Source organism: Psychroserpens sp. SPM9 (assembly GCF_025153525.1).
In the GTDB taxonomy this organism is placed as follows: Bacteria; Bacteroidota; Bacteroidia; order Flavobacteriales; family Flavobacteriaceae; genus Psychroserpens.
Map to the genome: position 1 here is coordinate 262,966 of NZ_JANZNR010000001.1, position 16,352 is coordinate 279,317.

17 protein-coding genes are annotated in these 16,352 nt (G+C 34.0%); 3 read left to right on the plus strand and 14 right to left on the minus strand.

Features of this window, described 5'->3' with window-relative positions; all coding sequences use genetic code 11:
• Nucleotides 1–11 precede the first annotated feature (11 nt).
• The 3 genes from N4270_RS01125 to rpe all read left to right on the plus strand — a co-directional run bounded on the left by N4270_RS01125 (nucleotide 12) and on the right by rpe (nucleotide 2,340).
• A complete protein-coding gene (locus N4270_RS01125) occupies nucleotides 12–386 on the plus strand; it encodes a hypothetical protein (RefSeq protein WP_260094957.1) in 375 nt (124 codons plus the stop codon).
• 92 nt (nucleotides 387–478) lie between these two features.
• Nucleotides 479–1,342 (plus strand): RNA polymerase sigma factor RpoD/SigA, encoded by an 864-nt coding sequence (locus N4270_RS01130; protein ID WP_091423042.1) that lies wholly within the window; start codon nucleotides 479–481, stop codon nucleotides 1,340–1,342.
• A gap of 335 nt (nucleotides 1,343–1,677) precedes the next feature.
• Complete coding sequence (gene rpe, locus N4270_RS01135) at nucleotides 1,678–2,340, plus strand: ribulose-phosphate 3-epimerase (protein ID WP_260094958.1); 663 nt, start codon at nucleotides 1,678–1,680, stop codon at nucleotides 2,338–2,340.
• Nucleotides 2,341–2,343: 3 nt separating this feature from the next.
• On the opposite strand, the gene N4270_RS01140 is transcribed toward rpe, so the two are convergent.
• The 14 genes from N4270_RS01140 to N4270_RS17115 all read right to left on the minus strand — a co-directional run bounded on the left by N4270_RS01140 (nucleotide 2,344) and on the right by N4270_RS17115 (nucleotide 16,242).
• Complete coding sequence (locus tag N4270_RS01140) at nucleotides 2,344–4,683, minus strand: tyrosine-protein kinase family protein (protein WP_260094959.1); 2,340 nt, start codon at nucleotides 4,681–4,683, stop codon at nucleotides 2,344–2,346.
• 2 nt (nucleotides 4,684–4,685) lie between these two features.
• On the minus strand, nucleotides 4,686–5,441 hold the full coding sequence (locus N4270_RS01145) for a polysaccharide biosynthesis/export family protein (RefSeq protein ID WP_260094960.1): 756 nt from the start codon (nucleotides 5,439–5,441) through the stop codon (nucleotides 4,686–4,688).
• A gap of 82 nt (nucleotides 5,442–5,523) precedes the next feature.
• The gene (locus N4270_RS01150; RefSeq protein WP_260094961.1) at nucleotides 5,524–6,642 is read right to left on the minus strand and encodes a glycosyltransferase family 4 protein; all 1,119 of its coding nucleotides are present in this window, start codon (nucleotides 6,640–6,642) and stop codon (nucleotides 5,524–5,526) included.
• A 189-nt stretch (nucleotides 6,643–6,831) separates the two neighbouring features.
• Nucleotides 6,832–7,587, minus strand: a complete 756-nt coding sequence (locus N4270_RS01155) for a glycosyltransferase family 2 protein (protein WP_260094962.1) — start codon at nucleotides 7,585–7,587, stop codon at nucleotides 6,832–6,834.
• Nucleotides 7,588–7,620: 33 nt separating this feature from the next.
• Nucleotides 7,621–8,436 (minus strand): glycosyltransferase family 2 protein, encoded by an 816-nt coding sequence (locus N4270_RS01160; RefSeq protein ID WP_260094963.1) that lies wholly within the window; start codon nucleotides 8,434–8,436, stop codon nucleotides 7,621–7,623.
• Nucleotides 8,429–8,989 (minus strand): putative colanic acid biosynthesis acetyltransferase, encoded by a 561-nt coding sequence (locus N4270_RS01165; RefSeq protein ID WP_260094964.1) that lies wholly within the window; start codon nucleotides 8,987–8,989, stop codon nucleotides 8,429–8,431. Before N4270_RS01165 ends, N4270_RS01160 begins: the two co-directional genes overlap by 8 nt.
• A gap of 4 nt (nucleotides 8,990–8,993) precedes the next feature.
• The gene (locus N4270_RS01170; RefSeq protein WP_260094965.1) at nucleotides 8,994–10,142 is read right to left on the minus strand and encodes a glycosyltransferase; all 1,149 of its coding nucleotides are present in this window, start codon (nucleotides 10,140–10,142) and stop codon (nucleotides 8,994–8,996) included.
• Nucleotides 10,143–10,180: 38 nt separating this feature from the next.
• Nucleotides 10,181–10,924 carry a polysaccharide deacetylase family protein gene (locus tag N4270_RS01175; RefSeq protein ID WP_260094966.1) on the minus strand — a complete coding sequence of 248 codons (744 nt, stop codon included), beginning with the start codon at nucleotides 10,922–10,924 and terminating at the stop codon, nucleotides 10,181–10,183.
• 3 nt (nucleotides 10,925–10,927) lie between these two features.
• Nucleotides 10,928–12,091 (minus strand): glycosyltransferase, encoded by a 1,164-nt coding sequence (locus N4270_RS01180; protein ID WP_260094967.1) that lies wholly within the window; start codon nucleotides 12,089–12,091, stop codon nucleotides 10,928–10,930.
• Nucleotides 12,092–12,093: 2 nt separating this feature from the next.
• On the minus strand, nucleotides 12,094–13,257 hold the full coding sequence (locus N4270_RS01185) for an O-antigen ligase (protein ID WP_260094968.1): 1,164 nt from the start codon (nucleotides 13,255–13,257) through the stop codon (nucleotides 12,094–12,096).
• On the minus strand, nucleotides 13,250–14,428 hold the full coding sequence (locus N4270_RS01190) for a glycosyltransferase (RefSeq protein WP_260094969.1): 1,179 nt from the start codon (nucleotides 14,426–14,428) through the stop codon (nucleotides 13,250–13,252). The genes N4270_RS01185 and N4270_RS01190 overlap by 8 nt, the downstream gene beginning before the upstream one ends.
• Before the next feature lie 6 nt (nucleotides 14,429–14,434).
• The gene (locus N4270_RS01195; RefSeq protein WP_260094970.1) at nucleotides 14,435–15,118 is read right to left on the minus strand and encodes a sulfotransferase family protein; all 684 of its coding nucleotides are present in this window, start codon (nucleotides 15,116–15,118) and stop codon (nucleotides 14,435–14,437) included.
• A 22-nt stretch (nucleotides 15,119–15,140) separates the two neighbouring features.
• A complete protein-coding gene (locus N4270_RS01200) occupies nucleotides 15,141–15,854 on the minus strand; it encodes a sulfotransferase family protein (RefSeq protein WP_260094971.1) in 714 nt (237 codons plus the stop codon).
• Nucleotides 15,832–16,242: a DapH/DapD/GlmU-related protein gene (locus N4270_RS17115; protein WP_279309179.1), complete on the minus strand. Its 411-nt coding sequence runs from the start codon at nucleotides 16,240–16,242 to the stop codon at nucleotides 15,832–15,834. The genes N4270_RS01200 and N4270_RS17115 overlap by 23 nt, the downstream gene beginning before the upstream one ends.
• Nucleotides 16,243–16,352: the final 110 nt, after the last annotated feature.

The following is a 16,352-nucleotide window of genomic DNA, read 5'->3' on the forward strand; positions in this document are numbered from 1 at the left end:
TACTAATAGCTATGATACACGCGGACAAAGAAAAATATAGAGACATCTTAGAGAACTCGGTAGAATACCTTGAGCAACATGGATTTGAAAACATCAAAGCCGACACTGAAGGTTACGAAACACCAAAATCATTTGCGAAAAAAGGTAGCGACATCACTATTACTCCTGATATTGTTGCCGAAAAAGAAGGTCGTAAACATTATTTTGACATTAGCTTAAAAAGTGAAAAGCCTAAACTTTTAAAATCAAAATGGCTATTTCTTAACACCTTAAGCACGATAAAATCTCGTCCTTTTAGATTAATTACCACAAGAGGTCATTATAAATTTACTAGCGAAATGCTTGATGACATCAATCTCAACAACAAAAAATTAATCAAAATTTAAATTAATTTCGTTTTCTTGTAACATTTTTGGTACTTGCTACGTATAACTATATAGTATTATACATGTACCCCAATTTAAAAGGAGATAATTAAATGAGACAACTAAAAATTACGAAGCAGGTAACTAACAGAGAAACCGCTTCGTTAGATAAATATTTACAGGAAATTGGAAAGGTTGATTTAATTACTGCTGATGAAGAAGTAGAATTAGCTCAACGCATCAAAGCAGGTGATCAATTAGCTTTAGAGAAATTAACTAAGGCCAACCTACGTTTCGTTGTTTCTGTAGCAAAACAATATCAAAATCAGGGCTTAACCTTACCAGATTTAATTAATGAAGGGAACTTAGGTTTAATTAAAGCCGCTCAACGTTTTGATGAAACACGTGGATTTAAATTCATATCTTATGCTGTATGGTGGATTCGTCAATCGATTCTTCAAGCTTTAGCTGAACAGTCACGTATTGTACGTTTACCATTAAACAAAATTGGATCTATTAATAAAATTAATAAGACCTTTGCCTTTTTAGAGCAAAGTCATGAGCGTCCGCCAAGTGCTGAAGAAATTGCAAAAGAGTTAGACATGACTATTAACGATGTTAAAGAGTCAATGAAAAACTCTGGACGTCACGTCTCAATGGATGCGCCTTTAGTTGAAGGAGAAGATTCTAACCTTTACGATGTATTGCGAAGTGGTGAATCTCCAAATCCTGATAAAGATTTATTACATGAATCTTTACGCACTGAAATTGAACGTGCCCTAGAAACTTTAACACCTCGTGAAGCCGATGTTATTCGCTTGTACTTTGGATTAGGAAATCAACATCCTATGACATTAGAAGAAATAGGAGAAACATTTGATTTAACTCGCGAACGTGTTAGACAAATTAAAGAAAAAGCGATTCGTAGATTAAAACATACGTCTCGTAGTAAAATATTAAAAACCTATTTAGGATAGTAATTTTTTTAATAAATTACGCTAAATAACGACAACAACAGTTACAAAACATAACTGTTCGTTTTTTGATTGATGAAAGAACCCAGAGCTGATTACTCTGGGTTCACTTCTTTTATAGACTATCGTAATGACAAGGTGCTTATATCCAACCAAAAAGCACAAACAATCCGTAAAGCACACCTGTCGCAACCAGTATAACTAGCAATGACTGTATCAAAAGTCCGAACAGTTCGCTAAAAAATAATTTAATTTTTTTGTCCATAAACTAATCTAATAAAATTTAAAGGCATTACAAAATAAGACTGTATCTTTGCCAAAACCAAGCAGATTTTAACATGTCTAAAGTACTTATAGCACCTTCAATGCTAGCTGCCGATTTTGGCAACCTTCAACGCGATATAGAAATGGTAAATAAGAGTGAAGCCGATTGGTTTCACATTGATGTTATGGATGGTCATTTTGTACCAAACATCTCTTACGGAATGCCTGTAATTCAAGCCATAAAGAAACATGCCACCAAACCTTTAGATGTCCATTTAATGATTGAAAAACCCGAACGTTATATTGAAGAATTTGCTAAAGTTGGGGCAGATATTATTACCGTACATCATGAATCGACCATTCATTTACATCGTACACTAACTCAAATTGAAGATGCAGGTTGTAAAGCTGGTGTTGTCTTAAATTTAACAACGCCTGTTAGTGTTTTAGAAGACATCTTACCAAAATGTTATATGGTATTATTAATGTCTATCAATCCTGGTTTTGGTGGTCAAAAGTTTGAAGACATGACTTATAATCGTGTCAAAAAATTGCGTCAAATGGCTAACGAAAAAGGCTTAAATACACGTATTGAAATTGATGGCGGTGTCACCGATAAAAACGCAAAAGCCTTAGTTGATGCTGGTGCTGATGTTCTTGTTGCTGGAAGTTATATTTTTAGAAGTGAAGATCAATCTGAAACTATCAAACACTTAAAAGCAGTAGCGAATCGTTAATTGTTATTCATTACTACTTCCGTAGCCATAACCATAACCATAGTTATACGAGTATCCATAAGACCTACTTGCGCCTACACCATTGATAACATAAGCCATATTCTTAATTTTTCCGCTTTGAGATAAATCCTTAGAAAAATCTAATAAATTTTTCTCCGTATGCTCAGCTCTTAACAAATAAATGGTCGCATCAGCGTATTTAGAAATCAATAAGGTGTCTGTCACCAAGATGGTTGGTGCTGTATCAATAATAATATAATCATAGAGCGCCTTAGCCTCTTCTAAAAGCATTTCAAATCTTCCATTGGTAAGCAATTGCGTAGGATTTGGAGGAATATCACCAGACAACAATATTTCATGGTTAGGATGCTTTTCAAACCCTTTTACAACGATGTTTTTCCAATCCAGAGATTCATCATGCAAATAATTTGACAAGCCTTGAAGGTTTTTATCTTTTGAAATATAAGTATGGATCTGCGGATTTCTTAAATCGGCTCCAATAAGTAACACTTTTTTATTGATACTTGATAAAGCTAAAGATAAATTAATACCAACATAGGTTTTTCCTTCTCCCTTAATAGTCGAGGTGCAATAAATGACTTTTCCAACGTTTTCGCCTGTTGGAATAATATAATTGACATTAGCACTCAAAATACGGAAGGCTTCAGATTGTACCGAACGATCTGTTGGATTATCAAACACCAAGTTTTTTTGCTTCTTAATTCTAGGCAATTCAGCTAAGATTGGAATATTACCAGTTCTAGACGTGACATCATCTTTGCCCTTAATTTTAGTATCTAATAAATTATACGCATAAATGGCTCCAAACGGTAAAAATAAGCCAGCAACTAGTGCAATTAAATAGATGTTTTTAGAATTTGGTGATATTGGGCTTCCACTAGAAAGCGCATATTCTACTACTTTGATTGATGGTTCGGTTATCGCTAAATTGATAGCAGCTTCTTCACGTTTCTGAAGTAAAAACAAATACAAACTCTGCTTAATCGCTTGTTGACGTTCTCTGGAGCGCAATAACTTTTCCTTTAATGGTAAACTTGAAACCTGATAAGTATATTTCTGGTTTTTACTAACCAATTGTTGCTTGGTTGCATTTAATTGCGATTGATACGAATTTATACTCGTACTTATATTAGATTTTACACTCGATATTTTATCGTTAAGAATTTTAACCGTTGGATTATTTTCCCCTGCACTTGTCACCAATTTATCACGCTCAAAAACCAAATCATTATGTTGATTAACTAAGGTGTTAATATTAGAATTGTCTAAACCAATATTAGTAGGTAATAAATCTGAATCGGTGTTGGTTTGATGAATTGTTTCATCTAATAAGTCTGATAACACCAATTGGTTTTCAACTTCAAAGACTTCAGTTTCTGAAACAGCTCTTTGTGACAGTCCTAATTCGGCATCAGACTCAATATTAATAATATTATTAGATTTTTTAAAGTCTTTTATATCGACTTCAATAGAATCTAATTCTTCAGCTAAAAACTCAAAACGTTCATCAATAAATTTGATGGTTCGCCTAGATACTTGCTGCCTATCGGTGACTCCATCTTGATTAAAAACCTCAACCACATTATTCACAATAACACTCGCCAAGGTTTTACTTTGATTAGAAAAGCCTAAAGTCAATAAGTCACTATCTTTACCCAATTTACTAACATCAATTTGTGACTTTAACTTACGTGTGGCGCTAGAAACTGGTATTAATTTTAAGATAAAAGTTTTACCAACATTAGCTGAGGCAGCAGCTGGGTTTTCAAATTGAATTTCAAAAGGCAAGTTGTGATTAACATTATACGAATTGAATTCTGGAATCACTATAGCAGTATCTGAATCGCCTCTGGAAATATTAAATTCATTTTTACCAACAACAATCCTAAAAGACGAAAAATTGATAATGCTATCATTAGGTTTTGTTTTGACTAACTTAAACGGAAATCTGTCAATTTGAGTCGTTAAAACGGTTCCTTCTTCGTAGTATTCTACAGTTAAGTCTAACTTTTCTACGACCTCTTCAATGATTCTGTAGGATTTCAGAATTTCAATTTCATTTTCAAGGTTGATATTCGATCGGTTAAACACAAAAGCCGAAGATGGTAATTCAAGGCCTTTTGTTTTATTAAGAATTTTAATCTTAGCTGAAGATGAATAAATTTTTGGTGTGTAACGCAAGTATAAATAAGCGCCAATTAGTGCCAATATTATACCCAGAGCAAACCAATACCAATAGCGTAAGTACTTCTTGATTTCATACTTGATCGTTTCACCTTGATCATTCTTTTTATGTAATATAGGATTTAAATCTTCACTCATAATTATCTTGTAATAAGAACAATAGATGTTAAAAGAATAGACACAACAGAAATCACTGTTGAAGTGTTTCCTATAAAACCTGCACTTTTAACTTTGGGGTTATTTTGACCAACATAAATCACATCGTTAGGCTTGATTTGATAGAATTCACTATTCAAAAATTCACCAGAAGTCAAATCAATTGTTGACACTATACGATTGCCATCTACTTCCCGAATGACTTTCACATCTTCACGTTTTCCATTAATAGTCAAATCTCCAGCATATCCTAAGGCTTGTAAAAGAGTGACACTGTATTCGGTGAAATTATAGGTTCCTGGTTGATTCACCTCCCCTAAAATGGTGACTTTCGCATTTAACAAACGTACATTCACATTGGGACGCTTTAAATGACCACCATCTTCCAAGAGTTTTTTAATATGTTCACTTAACTCTACAACTGTTTTGTTTTCGGTAGAAATAATTCCTAATTCAGGAAAATTAATGGTATTGTCTTGAGACACTAAATAGCCTTCAAGCTGCATCATTTCTACTGAAGCACCAACATTTGTATTTGATTTATTATAAGGTTTTGCTGATTCCTCAATTAATGCACCAACTGTAATATTTAGAATATCATTGGGTTGAATTTTCGGACTAGAAAATGTAATAGGTTTATTGTTATAATTTTCAATATCCTGAACATACAATATTTCTTTTTTGGAAGCGCAGGAGTTGACAAGCACAAAAATCAAACAAAAACTTAGAATAGACTTCATTAACATAGATTTAATCAGGTACAAATATAAGCTCAAATATAGGATTGCCAAAAGTTGCGCTCATATTAAATATATAAAGCGTTTAAGTTCGCATGGATTCTGGCAACCATTTTTTTATGACCAACCAGTTATAAATGAATAAAGAAGAATAAAGTAATACACCAACAATCACCATTAAAATAAATTGAACAATAGTTTCTAAATGACCTATTTGATAGACAAAAGCGATGAGCATTAAGTTTAATACAACAATAAAAATTGTTGTTTGCGCATGCGAGAGCCCTAGCTTTAAATAGCGATGATGTAAATGGTTCTGATCTGCTGAAAAAGGACTTTTCTTAAGAACCACAAGTCTGATTATAAAAATTCTAAGGGTATCTAACAATGGAAAAAAAGCAATGGATAAGGCTAAAATTGGTGCCGATTCAAAAAACTCTGATTTCGGATTAAGTTCTGTAGTATTTATAAAACGTACCGCACAAAATGCAATTAAAAAACCAATAATCATAGATCCTGTATCTCCCATAAATATTTTTTTACGCTTAGAAAAATTTAAACGTAAAAATGGAATAATTGCTCCAATAGCAGCCACTGTAAGCGTCGACATTGTGATATCACCAATTTTAATATATAAAAAAGCAAATGAAGCACAACCTGCAACAGCAAGACAACCTGCTAAACCATCGACTCCGTCAATCAAATTGTAGGCATTGATTACTAATACATAAACAAAAAGTGTAAATAACACAGACAGCCAATAAGGTAATATTGTAATACCAAAAACACCTGACAACCCTAATATTCGTGTATCTGTAAAAATAATAAGTAAGGATGCAGCCATTAACTGTCCAATAAACTTTTTCTTAGGAGATAGTATTAATAAATCATCTTTTAAGCCTAAAAAGAAAAGCACAGTCATACTACCTAAGACTAATAATAAAATTTTGGTATCTAACAAGGCTCCAATAGTCGTGATGACAACTGCTAAACTTATAAAAATCCCAACACCTCCAAGCGTAGGAGTTTTTTTAACATGCACACTCCTATCATCTGGCTCATCCATTAAATGCTTAGCAATAGCAACTTTAAAGATGGCGGGATAACTACTTAGTGACACAACAAAAGCAATTAAAAAAGCTATAAAAAGCCATAATGCTTGGTAATCTAAAGGATTAAAATGCTTGAGTAATTCTTGTATCATAGTTTAATAAATAACTCGCTTATTTAAATTCATTTTTTACATAGGCGAGCATGCAAATATACAGCATACTATTGGTTTATGATAAAAAAATGTTAAAAACAGAGGTGTCAAGTGTTAAATCTAAGTCTAAAATATTTAAACAAAAAAAGATTAGGTTGATATAACATAAACTTAAAATCGTTTTAAACTCTATTTCTTAAGCCATTGAGGAATCTTCGATAAATTTTTCATAAGTACAACTCCAAAGGGAAATGACAAGTGATTGGTTTTAGCCGCTTTAAAATCTTCTTTCGTTTTTTGTATTAAATTTTTAAGGCTCTTATTACTGGCGCCTCCTACTCTCATTTTTACTATCGTTTGAGGTAAATAGTAAAACTTATGATTGGGATTATTAAAAATTCTAAGTATAAAATCATAATCTGCTGCAATTTTATAATCTAAATTAAAATGCCCAAAACGATCGTAAATTGACTTTTTAAGGAATAAGGTTGGGTGTGCCGGCATCCAACCACGTTTTAACAACTTCGGATGAAACGGCTGACTTACCCAATTTCGAATCACTTTTTCAGGGTTTTTAAAAGACACATAATGTAAGTTACTATAAACGCCTTCAACTTGATGTGTTTTAAAAGCTTGTACAATTTGTGCAATACACTCCGTATTTGCCAAGTAATCATCAGAATGTACAAAACCCACAACAGCTCCAGTGGCTTTAGCGATTCCTTTATTTAAAGCATCATAGATCCCTTTATCAGGTTCAGAAGACCACACGATATTTGAAAAGTCTTTAGCTTTAGATTTAATCAAATCTAGTGTTCCATCTGTAGAACCGCCATCAACAACTACATATTCTATATCTGAATAGGTTTGATTCAACACCGAATTCATACAAAATTCAAGTGTTTTTTCACTATTATAAGTTGCTGTAATAATTGATATCTTCATGAATCTTGAATTCTTTTAAGGAAAAAAGGGGGTTTACTTCTGTTGAAGTCGTTTTAATTCTTTAAACTTTATAGCAATCATCCATTCATAAGTTTTCCTTAATTTACAATAGGTATAGCCTGCTTTACCATTTAAGAAACCGCCTTTCAAAATATAAAAGGCCAAAAATATTAAAGTAGGTCTAAAAGGCAATCGGTAACTCAATCGCTTTTGTGCTTTTCGTCGTTCTACAGGATTTTTAGACCATAAACTGGAAAAATGTACAGGTTCTTTAATTTCATCGAGCATTTTCTGAGCTTCCATTTCTGAATACCGATTATGCTTATCAAACCACCAGGTTAAACCTTTATTGAATGGGTAATGTATGAGATGCTCTTGTAATAAACCTTCGGTTCCTGTCGTGATATATTCTTCATTGATCTCTCTTGCAACAGTAACACATCCATTTTTAAACAAACGCGGAAACCAGGTCGGATAACCACTACTCTGCTTGATCCATTGATCCTGAAACATATCCTTTCGCCTTACACGATACATGGTATGACCGTCTTGTAACTTAAGTACTTTTAAAATTTCTGCTTTTAATTCTGAAGTAACAATTTCATCAGCATCTACCATAACAATCCAATCACAGGACTCTGAAACAGATGCTAAAGCTGCATTTCTCTGGCTCGCATAATTGTCAAATTTTCGTTGTACAATTCTGGCATTAAACGAGGCCGCAATATCAAGTGTCTTATCGGTACTATACGAATCAAATACAATAATTTCATCTACAAAATGTAGTGCCTCTAAACACTTTGCAAGTATAATTTCTTCATTATATGTTAAGATCAGTGCGCTAATCATTAATCACTCGGTCTTTAATATATTTAGCCGGATTACCACCAACGATAGTCCAAGGTGCAACATCTTTAAAAACGCAAGCTCTTGCGCCAACCACCGCACCTTGCTTAATGGTGATTCCCATACCGCCTACAAAAGCTTCAGTAGCTATCCAAACCTGATCTTCAATAGTTAAAGGTGCACAAACCATTGGAAATTTTGGATCGTTAAAATCGTGAGATCCCGGACATAAATAAGCGCCTTGAGAAATTGTAGTATGCGCGCCAATTTTAATCTTTCCAGTGTTATACACATTAACGCCTGCTGCCAAAGCAGAATAGGCTTCCATTTCTAAATTCCATGGTGCCCAAATTTTAACCGAAGCATACACATGCGCTTTAGGATGCAGCTTCGCACCAAAACATCGTAATAAAAACAAGCGCCAAGGATTAAAAACCGATAAAAAAAAGGGTTTAAAAAAGATAAAACTCACCAATATCCAGGCAGCTCTTCCTAATTTATTTTTTCTACTTAGCCAATTCTCAAATTTAGAAAGGTCTACTTTTATCTCGCTCATTTCATTACGCTTTTATATCTACAAAGGACGGTATTTCTTTAGTATCTGTAAGAATCCATTCATAAAAAATAGTCATCATCGCACTCACTGCTTCTCTAGAATATTTATTTTCTACTAATGCTCTTCCGTTTTTACCCATTTTTAAACGTTTCGTTTCATCTAATTGTATCGCTTCAAGAAGCGTGGTACTTAAACGTTCTAAATCACTCTCAACCCACCAACCACATTGATGTGTTTCTAATTCTTCCCAAGGTGTTCCTTTGGAAGCTATCACAGGAATTTCTCTAGCTAAGGCTTCAGGAACTACCATTCCAAAATTTTCACTTTTACTCGGCAACACCAAATAACTCAGTTGTTGCATCACCTCTTCTTGGGCTTTACCTGACAAAAATCCCGTAAAAGTAATATTTTCAATGTTTTTTTGAGCAATTAAAGCTTTAAGTTGGTCTACATATTGCACCTCACCATCTCCAATAATAACCAATTCGGCATCAGGATTGGCAGCATTTGAGTTCTTCCAGGCATGAATTAATAACTCCAAATTTTTAATAGGTGCCAATCGTCCCAGAAATCCAATTTTTCGTTTGTCGCCATGAGGTTCTGTGATGTTTTTAGAAAATGCATTCACATCTATAGCATTTGGAATCACTGCAATGGGTTGTGACAATCCGAAATCACGTATATAAGATTTTTCTTTAGTGCTGGTCGCATGAAACGCTGTTGCTTTGATTAAATCTTTCTTCTGAAATAAAGCCAGGGCCAACTTTTTAAACCATTTTGATTTCTTCAAGCCTTCGGGATAGAGCATCCCGTGAGGTGAGACTACATAAGGTTTATTATGTTTTTGAGCATGCTTTGCAGCTGCATGAGAAGCATATTGCCAAAGGGCATTGGTATGATATAATTCGTAATCATTATGCGTTTTAAGCCACATCTTTAAGACCTTAGAATATCCATACCTTGGATGCTTAGGTGGCGGCAAAATTTTCATAAAGTTTTCCCTACTGATAATCTCATCATGAGACTCGGCATCAAAAGTTAACAAATCAACCGCAACAGACTGCGCTATTAATCCTGTTAAGAGATTATAAGTACAGGTGGTTGGACCTCCAGATTTTAATCCCATCCCTGAGATTACTTGTAGTACTTTCATGCGCTTGCTATGTTCATATTAAATCGGTTTTTCATCATTTATCTCTTGTCATCTGGATGCACATATTGCTTTCGTTTGTACCAACCAAAAAACGGACTCATCGCTCCGTTGATAATGGCCTTAAATTCGGAAGGCGACGAAAATTGCACTAAATTTCTATAGACCAAACCATCATTTCGGGTATTAAAATAATTTCCAGGCAAAGAACTGTAGAGCTTAGTATAACCCGCTGTTTTACAAAACTGAAGCACTCGATTAGAAAAATAACCAATCGGGAAACATATTTCTTTGACTTCCTTGTGTAGCAAATCTTCGAGATATTGCTTGGAGGCTTGCAATTCGAAATGCAAATCTTTATCATTAAAAGAGGTTAGGTTTTCGTGCGCATAAGCATGCGACTCAAAGATAAAGCCCAAATCTTGTAATTCTAATATATCTGAAGTTGTCAAATAACCTTCCTTTCCAATAAGACTAATGGCCAAAAAAACGGTGGGTCTAATTTGGTGCTCAACAAAATAGGCTTTGTTATCGTAAATTCCTTTAAATCCGTCGTCAAAATTAATCTGAATTTCAGCATTCGGATTTTTAATTTCAGGAACAATTATATAGCCTTCAGCCTTGAGAATGTCGATATGCTGTTTAAACAAATCCATAGGTGTCGACATATCGGTATGACAGCGATTAGGCGCATGTACATCATGGTAAAATATAATTTTACTTTGGGTATTAGCGTTTAATTTTCCACTTAATACAAATGCTATTTCCTTGATTTTTTTTAGCATGCTTTAGTATTGTATTGTTTTTGTTTTAGCAGCACTTCCTTTTTGTTCTATCTGAAATTTCTCCCAAGGCGGCAATGGACGTTCACCTTTCTTTTTATAATGAAAATTGATAATATCAATCAAATATTGCGCTACTTGTTGCCCATTAAGATAGCGACTATAATTGAGTATATAATCACGATCGATTTGATCTTTTTCAGCAATTGACTGTTCTAATTTTTGGGTTAGCGATTCAGGAGTATTGCTCTTAAATACCTGTCCTATTTTATCATTAACCAATAAAATTGACGCGCCACAGGTATCACTGCATATAACTTTAAGTCCGGAAGCAATCGCCTCATTAACCACTGCTCCCCAACCATCAAAACGGCTTGGTAAAATTAAAATATGATGTTGCCCAACTAAGGTTCGCAATTCTTTATTATTAACAACACCATTAAGGCTGATCTGATCGCTGAGACCAAGTTCTTCAACTAAATTTGAAATTGTGGCTTCGTCTTCACCTTCGCCATAGACATCCAGACTCCAATTTTGATATTTAACTTTAGAGAGCGCCTGTACTAAAATATCCAAACCTTTTCTATGGATAAGCTGGCCTATAAATAAGAATTTTAATGTTTCGGAAGTTACTGGCGTATTATTGGGTGCTTTAACGTCTTCAATACTGTACAAAAACGAATAAAAATTCTCTGGTTTTACACCACATTCGAGGTACCATTTTTGAGTACTGGCTCCAGAACCTAAAACGATATCATAGTGCTTTTGGTAACGTCTTTCAATTAAAAAAGAAGCCAATCGACGCGTTAAAGCGCGCTTCCCATTTAGGTTAATCGTTTCGGTGAGCAATAGTTTGTGTAACTGGTATTTTAAACTTTGCTGAAAAGCTTTGTATACTAATGGTATCGCTCTGATACCAGAAAAGACATGGTAACTGTTAGGCATATCTTCTTGCAACAATGCCTCGATAGTGGCTTCGGAAGGATGGACATGCAATTCAAATTTTTCACTTTCATTGACATGGTTCTCCCAACCTTGCTTTTCCAGTTTCTTGTACAATAGTTCTTCAACAATCAACACAAATTTAGTCACCTCATCAGAAGCTGCTAAAGCATTCCAATACGGTAATTTATGCTGACTGACGATATTTTCCCAAAAAACAATTCTCATAATTAGTAAATGGTGATTTCTTTTTCTTTAATCCTATTTTTAATAACCCCTAGTAATAACCAAATATAAAAGAACATAAAACTTCCCGATCCTAAAATATAGCCTTCAACCACCATATGAATGGTAAAAAAGAATAGTAATGCAAAGAGCAGTTTTCCTTTATTTAAATAATCTTCTCGCTGGTATAATTTTTTAAAATAAGATATAAATAAAATAATTAGTGGTATCGCACCTAAAATCCCTAATTGTGCAAACAAAACGCCCCAGCTTGTACCAGGTTCAATGCGTCCGTTGACGGTATTAATTTCCCCTTTGTTTGCCGAAGCAAAACCAATTCCGATCACAGGAGATTGTTGAAATTCTTCATAACGATAGCCCCAAAGTTCACTACGTGACGCGAAATTGTCACCTTCCTCTTGAGCATATTCGTTTTTTTTATCAATATTAGCTGTATAAACACTCCAATACGGGACCGTTGCTGCCAAAAGCAAGACCAGGAATACACCAAGTTTGATTAATTTACTAAAGCTACGTCTAAATGCTAATACTAAAAGTACAATTGCAGAAAGCATCCCTCCAATGAGAGAACCTCGCGAACCAGAAAGCAACAACGTATATAAACAAATGAGAACTATAGCGATACACACCAACAACACTTTTCGTTTCACCTGATCCTGACTCCCTTTCCAAACCGCCATAAGCATGACGATACTCGCTATAGGGCCTAAAAGCATGGAGTGCGATGTGAGCCCTTGAAACATATCAGACCTGCCAATTCCTGAAAATGCGCCTGTGACATTTCCTAAAAAGGATAACACCACAACAGCGATAAGCAAAAGGTTGGTGTACTTAAAAATATAACGTCGTATTTCTGAAAGTGAATTATTAAAAAACCAGGGACTCAACAAACAAAAGATAAGCAGAAAGGAAACAAAACGCTGTTCGGCCTTAAAATAATCGGGAATAGTATTTCCAACAAGGCTAAAAATAATAGCGAGTACAAACAAAGTGATGACACCATCAAATCTTGGTTGTTCTGCTATAATCCCTAAAACAAATACCACACCAAACACGGCATAGTAGGCTGCCATTGGTAAACCTGGAGTCACAGTAATAATATTATTCACTGCAAGAATTGCTAATATGAGTCCGAGATATTTATACAACAGCGATCCTATTTAAATGGTCTAAATAATCTGTAACAAGCGAATTAATATCAATTGATGTTACGAGTTTTTGAGGCGTTCGGTTGGTAATATACGAATTAATAAGAGCTGCCAATCCTTGACTATCTTTAGGTGCAATGAGCCATTTACTTTGATCGTTTTGCGGAATAAGCTCAGAAATCCCTTGGTCTTGTACAGCCATAAACGGCACACCACAAGCATATGCTTCGGTATACACACAGCCAAAAGCTTCATAATAGGATGGCATGACATATAAATCTAAAGTATTATAAAACACATTTAATTCCTGATGTGTCACTTCATCCTGAAACGTGATATGTGATTCTAATTGATGTTGAGCCACGTAAGCCTTACAGGTTTCTAAAAGGTCGCCACTACCAATAAAATCGACTTTTAAATTGGTGATGCCTTGCTTTATAAGGTGATGTGTGGCTAAAATTAAAGTCATTTGATCTTTTAAAGGCCAGAAATTAGCGATACACCCTATCTTAAATACGCTGTTATCTTTGAGACCTTCTATAGGATAAAACTTAGTAGTATCAACCCCATTATACAGGACATATGTTGCATTGATAGTAATCTCAGGAAATGCCGAAACACAACTTAGTGTTTTGCCGCTCACACCTAGATGTAAGTCTATTTTATTACAAATAGCAACACCAAAGGCTTTTACCCATTTTTTATGCCAGGTTTGCTCTCTTAAAATACCATTTTCTAAACTCAACACATCAAAACCATGATGCTGTAAGGTTGTTTTAATTTTAGGGTTTTTGGCTTTCAAGCTATTGGCATACATGCCATTTTGGGTGACGTGCGCATGTACGACATCAATATTGGCAGGATTTAAACCTAATTGTTTTAGCTTTTTAAAAAAGAAAAAACGACTCAAGCCTTTAAACAGACCTGGCAATATATTTGAAGGTAAAACCACGCGTTTAAAATAGTGTACGTTGACACCATCAAATTCATAATCTTGCTCCTTAGAAAATAAAGCTTTGGGTTTTAAAACAGTGACTTTATAAGCACTGTTATTTTCAATCGCTTTGACTTGGTCTAACACATAAGGCCCTCTAAAATTAGCTTTAGAAGGGAAAAATGGTGTTATGACTACATAATTTTCTTTTTCAGAACAACTTAAATCCTTAGGCATATTTAATTAAAATTTATATCCTAAATTCTCAATATCATCACGATAATAGCGCTCTACTATTTTACGTGTTTTTTTGTTATAGTATTTTTGATATGAATTATCACTTCGTGATTTATTGATATGACTAAACTCTTTAATATTAATATTTAATTTCTTGTTTAAGAAATCAATATTATCACTCATATTTTCAAGTTTCAATATTTTATCTACTAATAATTTCCCATTTCTATCTGTGATATCACTCCACATTGAGGCCGTATGCGTTGCCAAAGCTCTGTGGTGTTTATGCTCCCATTCTCTAGGCAGTTGTTCAAGAAAATATTGAAAACTTAATTTTTTATAATAATTTCTTGGGTTAGTAATTAGCTTACTAATATTTTGATAGCCATAAAAATACTTCCAGCAAGACACCGCTCTATCATAAGGGTTTCTTACTATAACAAATTTGAACATATTGTCAAATTCTTCTGGTGTAAATAAAAACTTCTTAGCAAACAACATTCTTTTATAATCATAGTCTCCAAGCGGAATTCTATAATTATTTAAAGCATCATTCCATTCCTCCTTAGGCAAAGCAATAAATGGTCTACAGTTATCAACTTTATCGGTTTGCACATAAGGTGGTGTAAAGGTCTTTCTAAAACTTTCACCGCCTGCTTTTTTAATATGCAACCAAAAAAAATCATTCATATAATCTGAAACGTATTTATATTTAAAATTGATAATCGAATAGTGATATATCGTCCTTATACAAACTCCTAATTTTTTCTTTCATTTCTGGAGTATATACCTCACGATAAGAAGTGTTTTTAGAATTATTTGTTTTGTTATGATGTCCTAATTCTACAGGCATTTTCAGTTTTTCTGCTATAATTTTAAAGTCTGATTCAAAATTTTCAAATTTACCAACAAAATCGACAACCAACGCCATATTTCTATCAGTAATAAATTGGTATTGGGGTTTAAAATGTATCCAATTTTCAATATTATCAGCATTTAACCAATTCATCACAAACGATTCAAAATCGGGATAATCTATTAAAACTTCATTACAAAAAGCTTTATCCAGATGATTCATTCCTCCTTTTTTTAAAAAACTATAGGCCGAATATAAGCGGTCCCACGGATTTCTGACAAAGGTAAATTTAAAATATTTGTTATAGTCGCTCTTCCCAAAGAGTTTTAAAAAACGCTGATAAGTAGGATGTCCAAACCCATTTGCTTGCTCACCATATAAACTTTTAATAATTGAAATCCCACCAGCTTTAGGGATATGTACAAAAATACTTTGCGTGACATCAAAACGCTGGTATACGTGTCCTTCCTGATGCCTTAAGTTTTGATAGCCTCGATATTCTTGATATTCCTTTAGCTTTTCTCTGAATCGCAAAGGAACTACCGTTCTATATATTTTTTTTATCAGCATCTCTTTCTATTGTCTTGATTTTCTTTGCTGGAACACCACCATAAATACAATAGGCATCCACATCTTTTGTCACTACTGCACCTGCACAAATCACAGCGCCTTCACCAATCGTCACATCCTGTAATATGATAGCACCAGCACCAATCCATACTTTATCTTTAACAGTAATAGGTTTATAAATTGTACCTCTACCCTTTATGTCGTCATGGATTAAACCATGATTTACAGTTTCAAACAATACATTAGGACCAATAGCGACATTATCTCCAATGGTTATCTTTGCATTCGGGCAAGCGAATCTGCAGGACATGTTTATAAATGTATTCTTCCCAATTGAAATATTCCCGCTTCGTCCTAAAGGCGCTATAAATATTGGAGATAATATCATTGATTTTCCAGCAAAATTAACCCCAGCCAACTTAAGTAGTTTGTAGCGTCTTAGGTTAAAAAACCTAACCCTTGGCAAACAATTTGCCAAACTAATACATAAAATATTAA

What these genes read in the sequence shown, in the direction of transcription:
- N4270_RS01125 (WP_260094957.1), top strand. Translation starts at nt 12, where the DNA reads ATGATACACGCGGACAAAGAAAAATATAGAGACATCTTAGAGAACTCG.
- N4270_RS01130 (WP_091423042.1), top strand. Translation starts at nt 479, where the DNA reads ATGAGACAACTAAAAATTACGAAGCAGGTAACTAACAGAGAAACCGCT.
- rpe (WP_260094958.1), top strand. Translation starts at nt 1,678, where the DNA reads ATGTCTAAAGTACTTATAGCACCTTCAATGCTAGCTGCCGATTTTGGC.
- N4270_RS01140 (WP_260094959.1), bottom strand. Translation starts at nt 4,683, where the DNA reads ATGAGTGAAGATTTAAATCCTATATTACATAAAAAGAATGATCAAGGT.
- N4270_RS01145 (WP_260094960.1), bottom strand. Translation starts at nt 5,441, where the DNA reads ATGAAGTCTATTCTAAGTTTTTGTTTGATTTTTGTGCTTGTCAACTCC.
- N4270_RS01150 (WP_260094961.1), bottom strand. Translation starts at nt 6,642, where the DNA reads ATGATACAAGAATTACTCAAGCATTTTAATCCTTTAGATTACCAAGCA.
- N4270_RS01155 (WP_260094962.1), bottom strand. Translation starts at nt 7,587, where the DNA reads ATGAAGATATCAATTATTACAGCAACTTATAATAGTGAAAAAACACTT.
- N4270_RS01160 (WP_260094963.1), bottom strand. Translation starts at nt 8,436, where the DNA reads ATGATTAGCGCACTGATCTTAACATATAATGAAGAAATTATACTTGCA.
- N4270_RS01165 (WP_260094964.1), bottom strand. Translation starts at nt 8,989, where the DNA reads ATGAGCGAGATAAAAGTAGACCTTTCTAAATTTGAGAATTGGCTAAGT.
- N4270_RS01170 (WP_260094965.1), bottom strand. Translation starts at nt 10,142, where the DNA reads ATGAAAGTACTACAAGTAATCTCAGGGATGGGATTAAAATCTGGAGGT.
- N4270_RS01175 (WP_260094966.1), bottom strand. Translation starts at nt 10,924, where the DNA reads ATGCTAAAAAAAATCAAGGAAATAGCATTTGTATTAAGTGGAAAATTA.
- N4270_RS01180 (WP_260094967.1), bottom strand. Translation starts at nt 12,091, where the DNA reads ATGAGAATTGTTTTTTGGGAAAATATCGTCAGTCAGCATAAATTACCG.
- N4270_RS01190 (WP_260094969.1), bottom strand. Translation starts at nt 14,428, where the DNA reads ATGCCTAAGGATTTAAGTTGTTCTGAAAAAGAAAATTATGTAGTCATA.
- N4270_RS01195 (WP_260094970.1), bottom strand. Translation starts at nt 15,118, where the DNA reads ATGAATGATTTTTTTTGGTTGCATATTAAAAAAGCAGGCGGTGAAAGT.
- N4270_RS01200 (WP_260094971.1), bottom strand. Translation starts at nt 15,854, where the DNA reads ATGCTGATAAAAAAAATATATAGAACGGTAGTTCCTTTGCGATTCAGA.
- N4270_RS17115 (WP_279309179.1), bottom strand. Translation starts at nt 16,242, where the DNA reads ATGATATTATCTCCAATATTTATAGCGCCTTTAGGACGAAGCGGGAAT.